The sequence below is a fragment of the Leptospira semungkisensis genome (assembly GCF_004770055.1).
Taxonomy (GTDB): Bacteria; Spirochaetota; Leptospiria; order Leptospirales; family Leptospiraceae; genus Leptospira_B; species Leptospira_B semungkisensis.
Map to the genome: position 1 here is coordinate 397,631 of NZ_RQEP01000005.1, position 18,766 is coordinate 416,396.

The 18,766-nt window shown below is 43.3% G+C and carries 16 protein-coding genes; 5 read left to right on the forward strand and 11 right to left on the reverse strand.

Annotated features, from left to right (window positions below):
• Nucleotide 1: 1 nt before the first annotated feature.
• Together folK and zapE are read right to left on the reverse strand one after the other, a co-directional pair.
• Complete coding sequence (gene folK, locus EHO59_RS01945; RefSeq protein WP_135584228.1) at nucleotides 2-454, reverse strand: 2-amino-4-hydroxy-6-hydroxymethyldihydropteridine diphosphokinase; 453 nt, start codon at nucleotides 452-454, stop codon at nucleotides 2-4.
• A complete protein-coding gene (gene zapE / locus EHO59_RS01950) occupies nucleotides 454-1,308 on the reverse strand; it encodes an AFG1/ZapE family ATPase (RefSeq protein ID WP_135586416.1) in 855 nt (284 codons plus the stop codon). The genes folK and zapE overlap by 1 nt, the downstream gene beginning before the upstream one ends.
• Nucleotides 1,309-1,663: 355 nt before the next feature.
• On the opposite strand from zapE, the gene fcpA reads away from it, so the two are divergent.
• Complete coding sequence (fcpA, locus tag EHO59_RS01955) at nucleotides 1,664-2,581, forward strand: flagellar coiling protein FcpA (RefSeq protein ID WP_135586418.1); 918 nt, start codon at nucleotides 1,664-1,666, stop codon at nucleotides 2,579-2,581.
• 59 nt (nucleotides 2,582-2,640) lie between these two features.
• On the opposite strand, the gene EHO59_RS01960 is transcribed toward fcpA, so the two are convergent.
• A complete protein-coding gene (locus EHO59_RS01960) occupies nucleotides 2,641-3,165 on the reverse strand; it encodes an LA_3696 family protein (RefSeq protein WP_135584230.1) in 525 nt (174 codons plus the stop codon).
• A gap of 273 nt (nucleotides 3,166-3,438) precedes the next feature.
• On the opposite strand from EHO59_RS01960, the gene EHO59_RS01965 reads away from it, so the two are divergent.
• Complete coding sequence (locus tag EHO59_RS01965) at nucleotides 3,439-5,016, forward strand: flavin-containing monooxygenase (RefSeq protein ID WP_135584232.1); 1,578 nt, start codon at nucleotides 3,439-3,441, stop codon at nucleotides 5,014-5,016.
• Nucleotides 5,017-5,023: 7 nt separating this feature from the next.
• On the opposite strand, the gene EHO59_RS01970 is transcribed toward EHO59_RS01965, so the two are convergent.
• The 7 genes from EHO59_RS01970 to EHO59_RS02000 all read right to left on the reverse strand — a co-directional run bounded on the left by EHO59_RS01970 (nucleotide 5,024) and on the right by EHO59_RS02000 (nucleotide 12,859).
• Nucleotides 5,024-5,806, reverse strand: a complete 783-nt coding sequence (locus tag EHO59_RS01970; RefSeq protein ID WP_167882052.1) for a TlyA family RNA methyltransferase — start codon at nucleotides 5,804-5,806, stop codon at nucleotides 5,024-5,026.
• Nucleotides 5,787-6,722, reverse strand: a complete 936-nt coding sequence (locus EHO59_RS01975; RefSeq protein ID WP_135584236.1) for a polyprenyl synthetase family protein — start codon at nucleotides 6,720-6,722, stop codon at nucleotides 5,787-5,789. Before EHO59_RS01975 ends, EHO59_RS01970 begins: the two co-directional genes overlap by 20 nt.
• The gene (locus EHO59_RS01980; RefSeq protein ID WP_135584238.1) at nucleotides 6,719-7,747 is read right to left on the reverse strand and encodes a synaptic vesicle VAT-1 family membrane protein; all 1,029 of its coding nucleotides are present in this window, start codon (nucleotides 7,745-7,747) and stop codon (nucleotides 6,719-6,721) included. The genes EHO59_RS01975 and EHO59_RS01980 overlap by 4 nt, the downstream gene beginning before the upstream one ends.
• A gap of 124 nt (nucleotides 7,748-7,871) precedes the next feature.
• The gene (locus EHO59_RS01985) at nucleotides 7,872-8,654 is read right to left on the reverse strand and encodes a dienelactone hydrolase family protein (RefSeq protein ID WP_135584240.1); all 783 of its coding nucleotides are present in this window, start codon (nucleotides 8,652-8,654) and stop codon (nucleotides 7,872-7,874) included.
• 150 nt (nucleotides 8,655-8,804) lie between these two features.
• The gene (locus tag EHO59_RS01990; RefSeq protein WP_135584242.1) at nucleotides 8,805-10,028 is read right to left on the reverse strand and encodes a hypothetical protein; all 1,224 of its coding nucleotides are present in this window, start codon (nucleotides 10,026-10,028) and stop codon (nucleotides 8,805-8,807) included.
• A 58-nt stretch (nucleotides 10,029-10,086) separates the two neighbouring features.
• Nucleotides 10,087-10,542, reverse strand: coding sequence for a GlcG/HbpS family heme-binding protein (locus EHO59_RS01995; RefSeq protein WP_246052707.1), 456 nt, complete (start codon nucleotides 10,540-10,542; stop codon nucleotides 10,087-10,089).
• 295 nt (nucleotides 10,543-10,837) lie between these two features.
• Nucleotides 10,838-12,859, reverse strand: a complete 2,022-nt coding sequence (locus EHO59_RS02000; protein ID WP_135584245.1) for a neutral/alkaline non-lysosomal ceramidase N-terminal domain-containing protein — start codon at nucleotides 12,857-12,859, stop codon at nucleotides 10,838-10,840.
• 290 nt (nucleotides 12,860-13,149) lie between these two features.
• Here EHO59_RS02000 and gcvT point away from each other — a divergent pair, with 290 nt between their 5' ends.
• Genes gcvT through gcvP form a run of 3 tightly spaced genes read left to right on the forward strand, consistent with a single transcriptional unit; the run spans nucleotide 13,150 to nucleotide 17,571 of the window.
• A complete protein-coding gene (gcvT, locus tag EHO59_RS02005; RefSeq protein ID WP_135584247.1) occupies nucleotides 13,150-14,265 on the forward strand; it encodes a glycine cleavage system aminomethyltransferase GcvT in 1,116 nt (371 codons plus the stop codon).
• Nucleotides 14,266-14,280: 15 nt separating this feature from the next.
• Nucleotides 14,281-14,673: a glycine cleavage system protein GcvH gene (gene gcvH / locus EHO59_RS02010; protein WP_135584249.1), complete on the forward strand. Its 393-nt coding sequence runs from the start codon at nucleotides 14,281-14,283 to the stop codon at nucleotides 14,671-14,673.
• 9 nt (nucleotides 14,674-14,682) lie between these two features.
• Complete coding sequence (gene gcvP / locus EHO59_RS02015; RefSeq protein ID WP_135584251.1) at nucleotides 14,683-17,571, forward strand: aminomethyl-transferring glycine dehydrogenase; 2,889 nt, start codon at nucleotides 14,683-14,685, stop codon at nucleotides 17,569-17,571.
• Nucleotides 17,572-17,655: 84 nt separating this feature from the next.
• Here the strand turns inward: gcvP and EHO59_RS02020 are convergent, their stop codons facing one another.
• Nucleotides 17,656-18,183, reverse strand: a complete 528-nt coding sequence (locus EHO59_RS02020) for a hypothetical protein (RefSeq protein ID WP_135584253.1) — start codon at nucleotides 18,181-18,183, stop codon at nucleotides 17,656-17,658.
• Nucleotides 18,184-18,766: the final 583 nt, after the last annotated feature.

An 18,766-nucleotide genomic window follows, 5' to 3' on the forward strand; every position in this document is an offset into this window, starting at 1 on the left:
CTTATCCCTCCGCGGGTGCGGGGAAGTCTTCGATCACAGAAGATTCTCCGAGTTCATCTAAAAGTTCTAATATAAAAGGACGCGTGAACAAACTATGATGAGGAAGATGAAATCCCTTCTCATGCATTCTAATTTTTTCGTACGTAAGAATGTCTATATCGATGATCCTAGGACCCTTGTCTCTAGTCCGCACTCTACCCATTTCATTCTCTATATTCAAAAGAACTTCCAATAAATCCTTTGGAGCCAAGGTAGTAGCGATCTTTACAAGCTGATTTAAAAAATCGGGCTGGTCGGTTACTTCCAATGCTTCGGTATTCATCGGAGTTCCCTGTTTTAACAGTTTAATCTCCGGATGAGAACTGATCCTACTTACAGCATCGGAAAGATATTCTTCTCTTTTACCTAAGTTCGTTCCCAGAGAAAGAATGGAGATATGTTCCTTCTTTTCCATTATTCGACTCCGTGAACCGAATGACTCAAACGATAATCCGGACAATCCAAATGGATCTCTTTAGTCATTTCCATTAAACGAGAAAAAATCCTTCCCTCGGCTTTATCTTTCCAATCCGCCAAAGAAATGTTCGAAGTAAGAATGGTGACCTTCTCTTCTTCATAACGAGCATCGATCAAATCGTACAATTGCGAATTTGCCCAATCCGATTCCTTATTTGCACCGAAATCATCCAATACTAAAACTTCTACATCGGTGAACTGCTTCTTAATGGTTTGTTCCATCCCGTGAAGTTCACTTTCTTTTTGGTAACTGTCTCTGATCGTAGAAAGAAAGTCGCGATTGATCTTAGCGTATTTGCATTCGAGCCCATATCTTAAAATGAGTTCGTTTAATATTGCACATGCGAGAAGCGTCTTACCAGAGCCGGTGCCTCCCCATAGATAGAGCCCTTGCGCGGACTTTCCGAGTTCATTCCATTTCTTTACGATCTCATCCGCCCAGTCATGAGCGATCAAAAAGGAAAGTTCCGTAGTATCCATTCTGTCCAAGGTCCTATATTTATAGCGCGGAGGAATTGCCGCCTTACGAGTCAGGAACTCAACCCGATCCAATTCGATCCTTGCATTGTGACAAACGCAAGGCATCATACGATTTTGACTGTCGTCATAGACCATAAAGGGAGCTCGCCCTTTAGACTCACAGGTCCTGCAGGAATCTCCGATGCAGGAACAAAGCACAAGAACTCCGGAGCTGGAATTTTTCACGTTCTCTTCTAAAAGAAAACCGACTCCTTCACAAATTTTGCAAGTGGGAGAACCTTCTCGGATCGGAGTTAAATTTTTTAAGTTCATGCTTTGAGTCCAAACTGCGAGAAAGGGAAGGAAGAGAAAGAAAGAAATCTCCACTTTCGCCATTTCCGAGAGATCATAAAAATCTGCTGACAAGTTCCCCTTCTAAAGTGATCCTGGAAGAGTTTTCCGGAATTCTTCGGGGAATGAATGAGCGGAAAACTATCGAGTTTCCCTGAAAACGACCGCAAAAAAAGGTTGGACGTTTATGTCGCTTATTCTATAAAAAAGGGAAATTTTTTCTAATCCGGGTTTATATCCGTGAATAGGTAACCGATAGTTAAACAGAAGAAAAGGGACCTTGCTGTCCTCTTTCTAAATCCTATCTTTGAATAGAGAAGGCACAGGTGTGAGCACTATGAAGGTGATGAAGACTATTTTCGTTCTTCTGGCCGTGGTCGGACTCAACCTCTCCTTGTTCGCACAGAACCAACAAGGCGGGGGGCAGGACACGACGGATGCCAAGGCGGCAGCCGATAAGATCGATGAACTGCTGAAAGGCGAGCTAGTTCCGGAAGATGATGACAAGAATCTAACGGAAGAAGCTAAAAAACGCAAAAAAGAAATCCAGGAGCAGGAAGCGATCTGGAAGAACCCTGACTTCAAAGGTTATGACAAGAACTTCCAAGAACTCCATCAGCTTTCTAAGGCTTTCGCGAACAACAAGTTCCGCCTGGCCCTGACTAGCTATCAATCCGGAGTGAATACCGTCCTCAAGATGAGGGAAGCTGTTGAGCAATACCGTAAAGAAGAGGCGGAGAAGAAGCGTCTAGACGAGAAATGGTACTGGCAAAAGGTCGACCGTAAAGCTCGCGAAGATCGCGTCGTTTCCCGTCAAAAACTGGAAGCAAAACAACAAGCATTGAATTATTTCACCAAGGCTATTAACCACTTGGACGAGATCAAGAACCCGGACCTGCGCGAGCGTGCCGAGTTTAAGAGACTTCTTTCCGATGTGTATAGATCTTGGATTGTTACTGAATATGATCTACAAAACTTACCTCAGTGTATTCCTATACTGGAGCTCTACATCGAGGTTAATGAAAACGAGAAAGAATACCCAGCTCACAAGTATCTTGCAAGCTGCTACGCTTTCGAAGAAAACATGATCAAGAAATACGGTGGAGCGAGCGAAGACCAAATGTTCAAATTCCGTCACAAGAAGAACATTCACCTTCTACGCGCAACCGAGTTGAAATACGGAAAGGATTCTCCGGAATACAAACACATCGTTGCTTTGATTAACAAAGACGAAGTGATTTCGGTTCGCCCTTAATCCCTCCCTTTTATTCAATGTAGGAAAAAACCCCGGCTTCAAAACCGGGGTTTTTTTATTTATTGGTACATTAATTTGATCAGTGCTAAATAGATAGGAAAGACTGCGCCGAACACTCCGGCAATGATCCATTTGGTTTGGTTGTTGATCGACTTATGGATTTCAGCGAGTTCTTTATATACTTCCGTAAATTGCTCTTGGATCTTTGCAAATCCTGCATGCATTTCTGCCTTAAGCTCTGCGATCGCAATCCATACCCTTTTGAATTCCTCTTTTACTTCGAGCTTAAAGTCGGTTAATTCCTGGCGGAGTTTTCCTACTTCGTTTTGGAGTTCTTGTTTTATTTCTAACTTGAAATCCGCCATTTCGCCTCGAAGTTTTGCAACTTCGTCCCGTAGCTCCAAACGAAGCTGTCCGGTTTCCTCAACGAGCCTTCTTTCGAATCTTTCTGAGATTGTTTCTTCCATAAATTTCCTGCCTCCTGTTTGGGTTTGGTTCAACAAGCCGACTAAGGCTTCCGTTCCTGCTTCTCCCAGGCTATCCCTTAATTCCTTCGGAACGACGAATATTTCCTTTGGTCGCATAACGCTACCTTCCGTTTTAAGGTCTTTCAAGCTTTTCGCTCTAACAGCGCGGGTCCGTAATAGGAAAAGTGGTTCTCATTTTTGGGGATTTCCTAAGTAGCAAGGAGGAAATGTCATTCCGAAACAAAACAAACTGATCTATTCCGGAATCTGTATATAAATTCCGGTCGTAAATCCTAAGATCGGACGATTGTAATTTCGAAACCGGTTATCCTCTTTCTCGAACGAACCCCGAAAGAAATTCGGATAAGATCTTTAGAGGAGAGAATCAGAATGGCAGCTCAGACATTAGAAAGACCGAGCACGAACCAAACAGCACATGCAGAAAAAGTTTTAGATGCGCTCATTATTGGGACCGGCTTTGCAGGACTCTGCATGGGAATCCGCTTAAAACAGGCGGGAATCAACTCGTTCGTCATTTTAGAAAAAGGGAATGGAGTCGGAGGAACCTGGAGAGATAATACATATCCGGGAGCAGCTTGCGATGTACAATCACATCTATATTCCTTCTCCTTCGCACCCAAATCAAATTGGTCTAGATTATTCGGGCCACAAAAAGAGATCTTGGATTACATGAACGATTGCACAGATCGTTTTGGGATTCGATCCCATATTCATACGAATGTGGAAGTAAATGGAGCCCGCTTCAATGAAAAGTTAGGGATCTGGGAGATCAGCACAGCAAACGGAGAAGTGTATAAAGCGAAAGCGGTTGTTAGCGGAACCGGGGGCTTAAGTCGCCCTGTACTTCCGAATATTAAAGGGATCAATACATTCAAAGGAGCTAAATTCCACTCTGCAAAATGGGATCATAACTATAACTTAGAAGGAAAAACTGTAGCTGTGATCGGAACCGGAGCAAGTGCGATTCAGATCGTCCCTACTATCGCTCCAGTTGTAGGTAAGTTAAAACTATTTCAAAGAACTCCTCCTTGGATCATTCCAAAACCGGATGCTCAGATCGGAGGTTCGATCAAGGGAATCTTTAAGTTCATTCCTCCTCTTCGTTGGTTATTTAGAAAGGCAATCTATTGGATAAACGAGATCGGAGTGATCGCATTCGCAATCAATCCGAAGCTAATGAAGATCATTGAGAAATTTGCGAAGAACTTCATTGCTAAAAGCATTCCGAATCCTGAATTAAGAGAGAAGTTGACTCCGAACTATACTATCGGTTGCAAACGGATCCTTCTTTCCAACGACTACTATCCTGCTTTGAACAGAGAGAATGTGGAACTAGTCACCGACGGGATCGAAGAGATTACCTCGGCCGGCGTCAAGACCAAGGACGGAAAAGAACACAAAGTAGATGCGATTATCTTTGCCACAGGTTTCCAAGCGGCAGAAGCAGTTTCCCCTTTCGAGATTCGCGGAAGAAACGGCCAATTACTTGCGGACGTTTGGGAAGATGGAGCGGAAGCTTATCTAGGAACCACCATCTCAGGTTTTCCGAATCTATTCATGATCGTAGGACCGAATACCGGTTTGGGTCATAGCTCCATGATCCTTATGATCGAATCCCAAGTGCAATACACTCTGCAAGGAATTCGTTATCTTCGGAAGAAGAATATGAAATTCATCGACGTTCGCAAGGATGTGCAGGACCACTTCAACGCAGAAATCCAAGATCGCCTGAGTCGTTCGGTTTGGACTACGGGAGGTTGTGTGAGCTGGTACAATACAAGCTCTGGAAGGAATACGACTCTTTGGCCCGGGTTCACATTCGAATTCAAGGCAAGGACATTCTTCTTGCGTCCTAGAGACTATGAGTTTGTTCGTATCGATGGAAAGGAAAAGAAGCCAGGCTTAGGCTCCAGATTTTCTATGGCTCTAAATGCAACCTTCGGCTGAAAAGGATCTATAGAGTCCAATATACCAAAATTTCCCGATTGCCGTCTCTCCCGGTGATCGGGGATTCCCCTACTCCTACGAATTTGCCGCCGATATGCTTTCTCAAAAACCGGATAAAAGAACGAAGTATTTGAGAACGAACATAAGGATTTTTTAATACTCCTTTGTCCAGATATCTGGGCTCCGCCTCAAACTGGGGCTTGAATAGACTCACTACTTTCCAATGGATAGTAGGCCTTTCTTGTTTGAGTCTAGCAATGGTAGGAAGAACAGTTTCGAGAGAAATAAAACTCAGATCTATGACCAAGAAGATCTCATTCGGAAATTGCTTCTCCGATTTCTGGGACCAAAGTTCGTTTAAGAGCTTCCAACTTGTATCCTTGATATGAAAGCGATCTCTTACGATTACCTTAGGATTCATCGCAACCTTGGATGCCATCTGACCGTAGCCTACATCGAAGGCAAAAACGAATTCGGCTCCTTCTTCCAATAGGACTTGGGTGAAACCTCCTGTGGAAGCCCCCCAGTCTAAACAGAGTTTTCCTTTGATATCAAGGCTCCATTTTTCGATCGCGGATTTGAGTTTATAAGCTCCACGGCTTACATATTTGGGAATGATATCTCGGATTCGAATCTCTGCAGATTCTTGAAAGGAAAGACCTGCCTTATCCACCATTCTGTCATTCACTAGAACGGAACCGGATAAGATCAGACTGCGAGCCTTGGAAATATCTTCCGCTAGGCCTTTCTTTAGCAGTAATTCATCTAGCCTAATTTTTTCTTTTGCCAATGTTCGCAGGTAAGGAAACGAAGAAGTCCGAGAATTCGGAGGAATCGCGAGAGGTTCCATCTATTTCGGATCCTAAGGTTTCAAGCTCGGAGACTAACGTAAGCACCATCTGTTTGCAAGCATCCATTCCGTAAAGAGATGGATACGTGATTTTTCCCGACTTTCCATCCTTGCCAGGAGTCTTTCCCAAATCTTCTTTTGTTCCTTCAATATCTAGAATATCATCTGTGATCTGAAATAATAAGCCTAATTTGGTCCCGTATTCTTGGATTATTTTACTTCTGGATTGAAAGTCGGATCTCAAACGATTTCCCATTAAGAAAGAAGCACCGATCAAAGCTCCTGTTTTCATTCTGTGAGTCTTAACGAGTAACTCTTCTTTGCTTCCTACTAAAGAACTTGGATTTCTCTCCAAGAGAAGATCATACATTTGCCCCGATACCATTCCGGGAGCTCCGGCACCTTCTGCTAAAAGTAAAAGTAGATCTCTATGTAAATTCGGATCGGAAGATTCAATTTTAGACAACCAACCGAATGCGTAGGCTTGCAATGCATCCCCAGCAAGAATTGCAGTGGCTTCGGAAAATTGTTTGTGAAGAGAAGGTTTGCCTCTTCTGAAATCATCATCATCCATGCTAGGCAAATCATCATGGATCAAACTATATGTATGAATGAATTCGAGCGCGGCCCCAATAGCTAAAGAGTCTTCATTGATTTTTCCGTAAGAGGCAAAGACTAGGATCGGTCTTAATCTTTTTCCTCCAGCTCTTAAGCTGTACTCCATTGCATCTGCGAGTTCCGTTGCAGAATCTTTTTTGAACTGAGGATATGCATCCTTCTCCAGATATTCTTCGAAACGTTCTTTGGATCGTTTCAATTGAGAAGAAAGTTCCGACACTTGGGTTTGGTTCGTCATTTGACAGGATCGACTGTGATCACAACTTTCCCGGTAGTATTTCCAGTTTGAAAATGCCGAACTGCATCGGGAAGATCCACGAAAGGATATACGGAACCAATATGAGGAGGATCCAAATTGAGTTTTAGTAAACCTTTCAGATGGGTAGTTAATTCTTCTACTTTTTCATAAAGCCAGATCAAATTAAATCCGAGCACTGCCTTATTATCGGATACGATTTCTAGAGTGTCCACTTTAGGACGAGTCAGATAACGCCAAGCGAGAGTGAGCCAATTGACTCGATCGCCTTGGCTCATGAAAGAAGCGGATCCATAGACCACCATTCTTCCCATAGGAGCCAGAGTTTCGTAGCTAGCCTTGAAGATCTTGCCGCCAATACATTCCAAGACCAAATGCAATTCTCTTCCACCCAAAGCTGATTTTAATTCTTCGGGAAAACGAGAAGAGCGAATGATCCAAGCATCGTATCCTTCCTTCTCCAAGAGAGAGATTTTAGAATGATTTCCTACTGTTCCGAGAGTCCAGGCTCCGAATTTCTTTGCGATCCGATTCGCATAGATCCCCACTCCACCGGCAGCACTATGAATAAGAACGTTCTGGCCCTTCTTCAGATCACCTAAAGGTAAAAGAGCATAATACGCAGTCAGACCTTGCACCAGAAAACCGGCGCCTTGCTCATAACTCCATTTAGAAGGAAGCGGAAAAACATATCTAGAATCTATATTAAGATAATCTGTGTACGCGCCAAAGCGAGTGACTCCCATGATCTTATCGTTCTTACGAAAGTTTTTCACCTTCTTGCCGACAGCAATGATCCTGCCTGAATATTCCAAACCAGGAATGAAAGAACCTTTGGGAGTCGCGCTATACAACCCTTGTATGGCAAAAATATCGGCGAAATTCAATCCGATAGCTCGGATCTCTACTGTTACTTCATTGTCTTGAGGTGGGGGAAGTTCCTCGTCTCTTCTTTCCAAGGAATCCAGGGAGCCTTTTGTATCGACTCGATAAACGGAGCGGATCATGAGGGCATTTTGCTTCTTCTTTTCCCATCCTTAAAGAAAAAAACTTTCCCTTTCGGAATTCTTTAATCTGCAAAAGAAGATTAGAAGCCAAAGACGGGAAGTCTCCTTCCCGTCCTGTTATAATTTATTTAGGGAAGATCTCTTTTAGGAAATTCTTCAGCTCAGCCCAAGAACGTTTGTCTGCCTTTTCATTGTATGCAGCGCCTTTAGAGTTATCATTTCCCGCTTCCTTGATTGTGAAGGAATGGACTGCTCCTCCATAAGAAACGAATTGCCAGTCTACTCCGGCCTTTCTCATTTCCTCTTGAAAGCCTGCGACTTCGTCAGCCTTAACGAAAGGATCATCCGCGCCGTGAAGAGCCAAGACCTTTCCTTTAATATTCTTTGCGTCGTCAGGCGTATAAGCAGAGAGTCCTCCATGAAAACTAATGGTTCCCTTCAAAGGTGCTCCGCTTCTTGCGAGTTCTAATGCTGTTGTTCCGCCAAAGCAGTATCCTAAAACGGCAAGATTTTCTTGGTCCACGCCTTTTTGAGATTTCAATGCGTCTAACGCAGCCTGCGCTCTCGCTCTTAATAATTTACGATCTCCTTCTCGAAAGGTTCCTGCCAACTTGGAAGCTTCTTGCATACTTTTAGGACGGTTGCCTTTTCCGTAGATATCAGCCGCAAAAGCTACATATCCGAGTGCAGCCAATTGCTCTGCTCTCATCTTAGTATTTTCTCCGAGACCCATCCAATCATGAACAAGAATGATACCAGGTGCGTTTTTTGCTCCTTCCGGATAGGCAACAAAACCTTCTAACGCAGTATCACCTTGTTTATAATCTACAACCTGGGTTTTTACTTTCGCAGATAAAGAGCCTGTAGCAAAAATACAAACGACTAATAACCAAACGATACGATTCATAATAATAATCCGTTAAACTCCCGTTTTGAATTGGAAATACATGAATGGATAGAATGAATTTGTCACCGAAAAAAATACAAGTTCAGAAATCTTTTCCGGCAAGCTTGGCAGGAATTCTGAAACGATCCGAGAAATCGGATTAGATTGTAGTTAAAAATAAATCACTCGAAGATCAATCCCGCCGTGAGTGATATGGATGGTCTCCAATTTATTTCCGATCCCTTTTTGGAAAGAAGACCAAGATTCTTCGTCAGGACAAAGAATAAAGCCTGAGATATCTGAAGAGAGTGCCCACCATTCCTTTAATTTTTCGGCGATATGTCTGTATAGACCTGCATTCGATCCGTTCTTTATCCGGAGACCGTATGGAGGATTGAAAGGCATCCAAATTTTGCCGGGACTTCCCATAGAATTCCAAACTTCCTTAGGAGATAAAGAGAAAAAGTCACCAAGTTCTCCGCTCATCATTAGTTTGGTTCCTGTTCCCAGAGACTTTATAAATTTCTGATATTGAGTGCTTCTTTCTTCTAGATAAGAGCAAACATCCTCTTCTGAATCATTCCACCAGATTCTCAGATTTAAATCGGATCTACTTTCGGTAAGTCTCTTCTTCAAAAATTCCCAAGTAGGGGCGGGAAATTCTTCGAGGTCTTGGAATAAGTATCTTCTGTCGTAGTGTGGAAAACTGAGGCCGTTCAGTAGAGCAACCGATTCCCAAATAAATGTGCCGGAGCCTGCAAAGGGCACAAAGACCGCATCCGGATTTGGACTCTTCTTCTCCAAGAGAGAAAGAAGAAAGGAAGCACTGTCTTCTCTCATAGGAGCCGACTTAGAGAGAGGAGAAAAATTTCCTCTCTTGAACAAAGGTTCTCCTGCAAGACTTAAGGAAAGAATAAGATCTTCTCCTATAGCAAGTGCGTTCAATTCAGTTTGCATCCCGTCTTCTGAAGAAGTTGTCGAATACAAATCTTCCCAGAGAGATTGCAGATCTTCTCGAGAAGTCTCGGCTCTTCCTCGAATCTGAGGATGAAAGCGGACTTCCCAATTTTTCGGAAGAAGTTTAGAAGCCCTGATCTGTTCGAGCAAATCTTCGAAGGAAAATTCACCATCTAAATAAAATTTTCCGAGATTGAGACGAAAATCGCGAACCCAGGGAATCCTAGCCAAGACTTCTAAAGCCTGACGAAAATTCGTTTTTTCTAATATGAATTTTTCAGGAAAGACCTTGAACTCGGGAACATGAGTCCTAGGCAAGAATGGTTCGGAAAGGATGGATCTCAAAAGAGATTCCGTTTCTTTGGCGCTTCCTGGAGGAAGTAGGAACTCCCATCTGCGAGGCTGTCCCGCCTTAAACCTAGAGATTTTCCAATCCATAGGGATAGAGTTCGGGACAGAACTTTCTCGCAAAGGGAAAAAGTCGCCTTCGTCCGGCTTATTTTGCGATTAGAGCGGCAACTCCTGCTTTTGCGACCTGCCCATCCTGAAAAGACTGAGCGCCCGAAACTCCGATCGCTCCGATGATCTTACCGTCGAGCACGATCAATTCTCCCCCTTCTAATGGAAATACTCCCGGAACTGCTAAAAGTCTAAGGCCGATCCCACCCTTCTCCACCGCTTCTTCCATAGATCTGGTAGGTCTCTTGAAATTATTTGCAGTAGCAGCCTTTCCTCTCGCAATCTCTACTGTTCCGATATTCGCGTTATCCATTCTTTGCAAAAGGACCAGATTTCCTCCGGAGTCCACGATGGCGATCGTCATGAGCCATTGATTCTTCTTGGCCTCGGCTTCCGCAGCGGCTAATACTTTCTTCGCTTGCTCAAGAGAGATCACTGGGCCGTAGGTCAAAGTCTGAGCCTGGGCTGAGTAACTTATTCCCAAGAACAAAATGACGGATAAAAATCGTTTCAAAGATCTGAAGTTTTGGTTTAGCGTATTCACTAGGATTCTCCTTAAATAAATATGGCTCTTCTACAAAACATAGAAGAGCCGTTCTTAGTTTGGTATGGATTTTTGTCTTGGGCCGATACGGTGAATGCAAGACGAACTGAGGTGGGACGATAGGCGAAAGATCGTTATCGTATCAATAGGAATCGTCGAAAAGTGCTTTCGACAACTCCTTTGAATATCTCTCTTCCAAACTCTCTGTCAACTAAAAAGAGTTTGGAAGAGAATTAAGAACCGATCAAAACTCGGGAGAAACGAATTTAGGTTGGTTGGCGCGAGGCTGGATCACAAATCTATATTTGCGTTTGGCATTATGCTCCGGATTGTACCAACGGATCTCATAAACCGCCATTCCTTTGCCGGAGTTAGAATCTCTTTTTACTTCAAGATCCACTCCTTTATCGTTCACTGCCTCTCCATCTAGGAACAATTCTTTCCAATCTCCAGCTTCTTCTTTGAATTCGATGGAGACTAAGTTTTCATGCAAAGAAATTTGAGAAGTTCCTACGTCCTTATATTTGAATACCCAGTATTTTTCCAGATTGGATTCGGCGGGAATGAGCTCCGGTTTATCCACAACTTCTCTTTTCCCTTCGGCAGACTTTGCTTCCGGATAACGATCCGATCGATCCAACTCATAATTCCAAGAAGCAGGAAAAGATTCTTTTCCTCCCACAGCAGGAAGATTCTTAGTCAGGTCCACTAAATGAGCCTGTAAGAATGGTTGTGTGCCTGGTCCGTATAAAGTGTGACCACCTTCATAGTGCTGGCGCGTATATTCTTCTGGAGTGGTTACATATCCGAAATATCCGTTTGCACAACTGATCACGGATGCATGTTTCACAGAAGAAGCTCCTGATTGAAGTGCAGCTTCTATGAATCTCTTTCCGGATTCCTTCGTGACTTCGAAAGGCACCGGCAAGAGCAATGTATCAGCAACTCTTACGGATTGAAGAAGTAACTTATGAGGGAATTTTGCCTTAGGCAATACGATCGGCTGAAGATATTTGAATCCTACAATTCTCTTGTGGCCTTGGCAACCTCCGGTTAAAAACCATCTAGGCCAACCTTCTGCAAAGAAAGGAAACCAATTCAAGATAGGAGTTTGTCCATCTTCTGCTCCTCCAGTCAAAGCAGTTCCCACATAAGGACGATCGCAAACTTCTGCATCTCCCATTTTATTGCTCTCGTAAAGATCTACTTCTTTCGTATTGAAAGAAAGATTAGCGTCTCCACTCAAAGAAGAATGCAATGAATCGAAAAGTTCTGCCGCGCGATAGCCGATAGCTTCTCCTATTCTTCTGGATTCGATGAAACCTTGCATTCCTTCTCTATAATCGGGTGAGTTATCTCCATGAGTGGAATTGTTGAGGGCGTGAATCGGTTCCCAACTAGGCTTGTAATCCTTGCGGATCTTTGCCTCTACAATTCTTTCCGGATACGCAAACACGTCTGCATTCGTAACTTCCGTAGAATCAGGCACGGTAGTTCCATGCACTGAAAAAGTGGAGAAGGCTCCGAGAGGTTTAAATCTTCCATCCTTATCTTGAGCATCCACTCGGATCATAACCAACTCAGGATTGATCGCTCTATATTCGATTTCAGGTTTTAGATCGGAGAAGCCTGAGTTTTTATTCGCTCTATATGCGTCCAAGGAACGGTTTCGGGTAAGCCCCCAAACGATCGCCTTGCCGGAGGCAATCTTAGCGGGTCTTGCTGTCTTATACGCTTCTTCGACACCCATAGTAAGACGGTTCAATACGAACTCGGTCCATGCTTTATCGAAGCCAGGTTTATTCGAAGCGAATTCATTATAGAAATCGTTATCATAGAAATTTGCAGGAGCCGAATGAGTATGAGTTCCTGCAAATACAATCCCACCGAAAGAAATATCAGTATTTCCTGCCAAACGTTCCGCGAGCAAATGATGGATCAGCAAAGAACCGGAGAGCAGATCGCTTTGGATCAATACAACAGGTTCATTTGCATCTTTTTTAATATAGAAGATCCTAGCATAGATGCGTGTACGAAACCCTTGCTCTGTTTCGGCAAGTTTAGAGTATCCTGCCAAAGGGAGGCCTGGTGGTGGAGTAAGATCGACTTTCGCGACTCCAGCAACTAAGCCTCTAGTCTTGGATGTGATCTCGGGTTTTTTGTATGCGATTTTATATTCGGCGGTACTTCCACAAGAGATCCCTAATAGGATCAAACAGGCGGATATCAAAAGCGGTTGTATATTCTTCACTATTTTCGGGTTCATTCCCCCTCCGGGAATTCTTTTAAATTGGATCGGCCCTACTTGCTATCAGACAAAGCCATTCACTGCAAGAAGTTTCGAGTAAATGGAAGAATAACAGGTGGGTCTTACAAACGAATTATATTCTTCATAAACCGCCCAAATTTCGTCAGTGATCGGATCGGGATAAATATAGTCACCTAGCGATAGGAGGAGCTAGAACAATTCTAATTTTCTATAAGCAAATCCGAAAGATAAGGGCCTAAAAATGTTTTTCCTTAAGGACCGAGGTGAAATGATGGCCCCAAACCCTTATGTCCCAATCGAAAACAACCCCTCTCTATGAGGTTCATAAATCTCTAGGTGCCAAAATGATCCCCTTCGGAGGCTGGGACATGCCTGTGCAATACTCAGGCATTATCGCAGAGCATACTGCGACAAGAGAAGCAGCTGGATTGTTCGATGTTTCTCACATGGGTGAGATCTTTATAGAAGGAGATCCAAAGATCATTTTAGATTTTCTGGAATCCGTTACTTGTAATTCCGTTTCTTCTCTTACCGATGGGCAGGTGCAATACAATGCGATCATCAACCGGAACGGCGGACTCGTGGATGATATCACTCTCTATCGATTCAATGATCAAAAATATATGATCTGTGCAAACGCTTCCAATGTGGATGCCGTTTACGAATATCTAAAACCTATTTTTCCTAAGTCTGGCGCAAAGTTAGAGAACCAAAGTGCGAATTGGCATCAGATCGCAATCCAAGGACCTAAGGCAGACGAGATACTTTCTTCTTATCTTAAGTCCGACCTAAGCAAGATCGGATATTATAAATTTATACTATTTCCTTTTAATGGAGAAGAGGTCATTCTTTCCAGAACCGGTTATACGGGAGAAGACGGATTCGAGATCTATAGTTCCAACGTAACCGGAGTCAAACTCTGGAAAGAACTTCTGGAACACGGAAAAGAGAAAGGACTCCTTCCGGTAGGTCTTGGAGCGAGAGATACACTTAGGATCGAAGCAAAATATCCTCTCTACGGACATGAATTAGATGATACACGCAGCCCCGTTCAGTCCGGGATCGGCTGGATCGTAAAAGAAAAAACGGTAACCTACCCTCATTACGACAAGATCATCCAAGAGAAGAAAGAAGGAACCGAGCAAAGAATCGTTGGCTTCGAACTACAAGAAGCAGGAGTTCCCAGAGAGAATATGCCTGTTCTGGATTCCCAAGGAAAGAATATTGGGATCACCACTTCCGGCACTTTTTCTCCCAGCCTAAAGAAAGGAATAGGCCTTGCACTGATCGACTGCAAAAAGATCAATCATGGAGAATCCATACAGATTGAAATCCGAGGGCAGGCAAAATCGGCGATCGTATTCACGAAATCATTTATTCCGGGAAGCATTCGGAAAAATTAATATAAGGATCTACAAATGGCAGTAACTAACGCACCTCCAGGATATCGTTTCACTGAAAAACACGAGTGGGTAAAAGTGGAAGGCGATACGGCTTTAATCGGTATTTCGGACTATGCCCAAGGAGCATTGGGAGATATCGTATTCGTGGATCTTCCGAAAGTTGGTAAGACCATTAAACAATTCGATACATTCGGAACAATCGAATCCGTAAAGGCCGCAGAGGATCTTTATGCTCCCATTAGCGGAGAAGTCGTCGAAGTAAACGCAAACCTTGCTAAAAATCCTGCCGAAGTGAATTCGGATCCGTTCGGAGCCTGGATGATCCGAGTCAAAGGAATAGATAAAGCACAAGCCGAGAAGCTATTGGATCCAGAATCCTATAGAGAGCTTGTCAGCAAATTGGATTAGGAAAATAGAATGAGCACAGCTACCTGGAAAGAACCCGGCAAACAGAATGAAATGAAGAATACACTCGATCCTTTAGATACTTTTCCGCGCCGCCATATTGGGCCGGATCCGGATCAAATCCAGGACATGCTCTCTGTTCTTGGTCTTTCTAGTCTAGACGAATTAGTATCTAAATCCGTTCCGGAAGGGATCCGTCTCAGCCAACCTTTAGATCTTCCTAAAGCTTCTACAGAAAGAAGGATCCTGCAAGATTTAAAGAAGATCGCGTCTAAGAACAAGCTATTCAGATCTTATATCGGAACAGGATACCAAGCCAGCGTTCTGCCTGGTGTGATCCAAAGAAATATTTTAGAGAATCCGGGTTGGTATACTGCATACACTCCGTATCAGGCCGAAATTTCCCAAGGAAGATTAGAGGCACTTCTGAATTTCCAAACCATGATCATGGATCTGACTGGTCTGGAAATCTCCAATGCTTCTCTTTTGGATGAAGCAACTGCAGCTGCAGAAGCAGTGTTTCTCGCATTCGGAGTTCGCAAGAATGAAACTTCAAAGCTACTCTTTATCTCCGAACTCTGTCATCCGCAAACCATAGACGTGGTTCGCACTAGAGCTCTTCCTCTTGGAATAGAAGTAAAAGTAGGAAGCCATCTCAAAGCGGAATTGAACGAAGACTATTTTGCGGTCTTAGTTCAATATCCAGGAACGGAAGGTAGTGTTTATAATTACGAGTCCTTCTTCCAATTAGCTCATAACCTAGGAGCCGTTACAATCTGTGCCGCGGACTTGCTTGCTCTTACCGTATTAAAAGCTCCAGGAGAATTCGGAGCGGACGTAGCAGTGGGAAGTTCTCAAAGATTCGGACTTCCTTATGGATTCGGCGGACCTCACGCAGGTTACTTTGCTACCAAAGATGAATTCAAAAGAAACATGCCAGGCAGACTCGTAGGAGTTTCTAAAGATAGCCAAGGCAATCCGGGACTTAGACTCTCTTTGCAAACCAGAGAACAGCATATTCGTAGAGACAAGGCTACTTCTAATATTTGCACAGCTCAGGTCCTACTTGCAGTGCTTTCTTCCATGTACGCTGTATATCACGGTCCCAAAGGATTAAAGGAGATCGCTCTTAGAATCCATAGATTGACCGAAGTTCTCGCAAAGAACTTGGAAAAACTAGGAGTGCAGGTAGAGAACAAAACGTATTTTGATACTCTAGTCTTAAATCTGGGAGCAAAAGCAAAGAATACGATCGATGCAGCCGCTCTGAAAGGGATCAACTTCAAAGTCTTGGACAAAGAAAGAGTTTCCATTGCCTTGGACGAAACTGTCGAAGTATCCGATCTCGAAGATATTCTTTCTGTTTTCGGATCAGCCAAGATCGATTTATCCGTAGAGGCAGTATCTATTCCGAACGAATTCCTAAGAACTTCAGAATATTTAACTCATCCAGTCTTCAATTCTCATCATACAGAAACCAAGATGTTGCGATATATTAGAAAATTGGAATCTAGAGATCTTTCTCTTACCACTTCTATGATCCCTCTTGGGTCCTGCACAATGAAGCTGAATGCGACCGTCGAAATGTTCCCGGTTACTTGGCCTGAATTTTCCAATATTCACCCATTCGCACCTGTAGATCAAACCGAAGGATACAGAATCGTTTTCCAACAATTAGAGTCTTGGCTTTCTCAGGTTACCGGATTCCCAGGAATTTCTCTTCAACCGAACGCAGGTTCTCAAGGGGAATATGCGGGGCTTCTTGCCATCCGAAACTACCATATTAGTAGAGGAGAAGCTGATAGAAATATTTGTCTGATCCCTATCTCGGCTCATGGAACCAATCCGGCGTCCGCTGCAATGGTAGGATTCAAGGTAGTTGTAGTTGCTTGCGATAGCGAAGGGAATGTGGACTTGGACGATCTCAAAGCCAAGGCAAAAGAGCATTCTAAAGACTTAGCTGCATTGATGGTTACCTACCCTTCTACCCACGGAGTATATGAAGAATCCATAAAGGAAATCTGTGCAATCGTTCATGAGAACGGAGGCCAGGTTTATATGGATGGAGCGAACATGAACGCTCAGGTTGGAATTACAAGACCTGCCTCTATCGGAGCGGATGTTTGCCATCTCAATCTTCATAAAACATTCTGCATTCCTCACGGAGGAGGAGGACCTGGAGTCGGACCGATCGGAGTCGCTGAACATCTGAAGCCTTTCCTACCTGGACACCCTTTGGTAGATAACGGAACAGGTAATGAGCATAGTGCTGTTTCCGCAGCTCCTTGGGGAAGCGCGAGCATTCTTCTGATCTCTTGGGTCTATATAGCTCTCTTAGGAACAGAAGGCTTGGAACAATCAACAAAGGCTGCCATTCTGAACGCGAACTATATCGCAAAACGATTGGAGAACTACTTCCCGGTTTTATATAAAGGAAAGAACGGATTCGTAGCTCACGAATGTATCTTAGATGTTCGTCCTTTCAAAAAGAATTCCGGGATCGAAGTAGAAGACGTAGCAAAACGTTTGATGGATTACGGCTTCCACGCGCCTACAATGTCTTTCCCAGTTCCGGGAACTCTAATGATAGAACCTACCGAATCCGAATCCCAAGAAGAATTGGATCGTTTCTGCGATGCAATGATCCTCATTCACTCCGAGATCAAGGAGATCGAAGAAGGTAAAGCGGATCCGAAGGATAATCCTCTCAAGAATTCTCCTCACACTTCTGCGATGGTTATCTCTGACTCCTGGAACCATTCCTACTCAAGAGAAAAAGCTGCGTATCCCGCACCTTGGACCAAAGAGCATAAGTTCTGGCCTTATGTAGGAAGAATAGACAATGTCTATGGAGACCGTAACCTCGTTTGTTCCTGTTTACCTTTAGAAGATTACGTATAATTACGTTTTTTGAATGCGGGTAAAATAAAAAAGACCGGGGTTTTGCTCCGGTCTTTTTTTTGAGAAGAAGTAACTATAGAAGGATCAGTCGTCCTTTTTCTTCTTCTTAGATTTCTTGGACTTTTTAGAATCGTCATCGTCGTCTTTCTTAGACTTTTTCGACTTCTTTTCCTTTTTAGATTCTTTGTCGTCGTCTTCATCTTTATCCTTTTTGGATTTTTTAGACTTCTTCTTAGAATCGTCATCATCGTCCTTATCTTTTTCTTTCTTAGCCTTCTTAGATTCCTTTACGTCCTCGTCCTTATCCTTCTTGGATTTCTTTTTGGACTCGTGCTCATCGGAATCTTCTTCCTTATCTTTTTTGGTCTTTTTGACCGCATGGTTCTCGCCGGAGGCTTTACCAGGCTTTGCACGACAATATGCGTTTACATTTGTACCATCTTGTTTCGTATAACCGGAAACCCAAGTGCAATCAGAATCGGATTCGCACTGGCCTTTGGATAAACCTTGGCATTGGGATTCTGCAGAGACCTGCCCCCAGCTAAAAACTAATGCGCCGGCAAAAAGCAGACTAACGATGAATTTGGAAAGATATATCGATCTACGATACATTCAGTTCGCTCCTACTGAAATATGTGCGGCAAAGATGCGCATATCCTCGGAATTTGCGATCCTGAAATTTGTTTTGAGGAAAAATATTTACCTAAAGCGTTTTAGTGAGCTTTAGTTCATAAGGAATGAGAGTATATTTGAAAATGATGATATACAATGGGACGTAAAAAGGTGGGTCGGGAGGGGAATTCCTCCCGACCAAGCACAGTCAGGAATCAACCGCCATAGTACGTTAACAGGAACCTTAACTTAGAACCTTTCGTCCATCCAATCTAACTTTACTTCCCGGGTTCCTAGATTTGGAAGCGAACGGAATTCTACTATCACCTATCCTACTCGTCAAGCCGACAAAATAAAACTAAGGCATTTTTTGGAAAAAAATTTCAGGTGTCTTTCAAACGAGCATTTTTTTCGAACACTCGCTATTCATCCGTTTTATAAACTGTAAGTACATTCGCAAAATCTAATCTTTCTTAGAAATTACGGCAGGAATTTGGAAAGAAATTATTAAGTTGGAAGGCAAAGGAACTGGCCCAGGCTCCCATTTTGGAAGGCGTCTAAAGAGTTCGGTAGAAATAAAAAA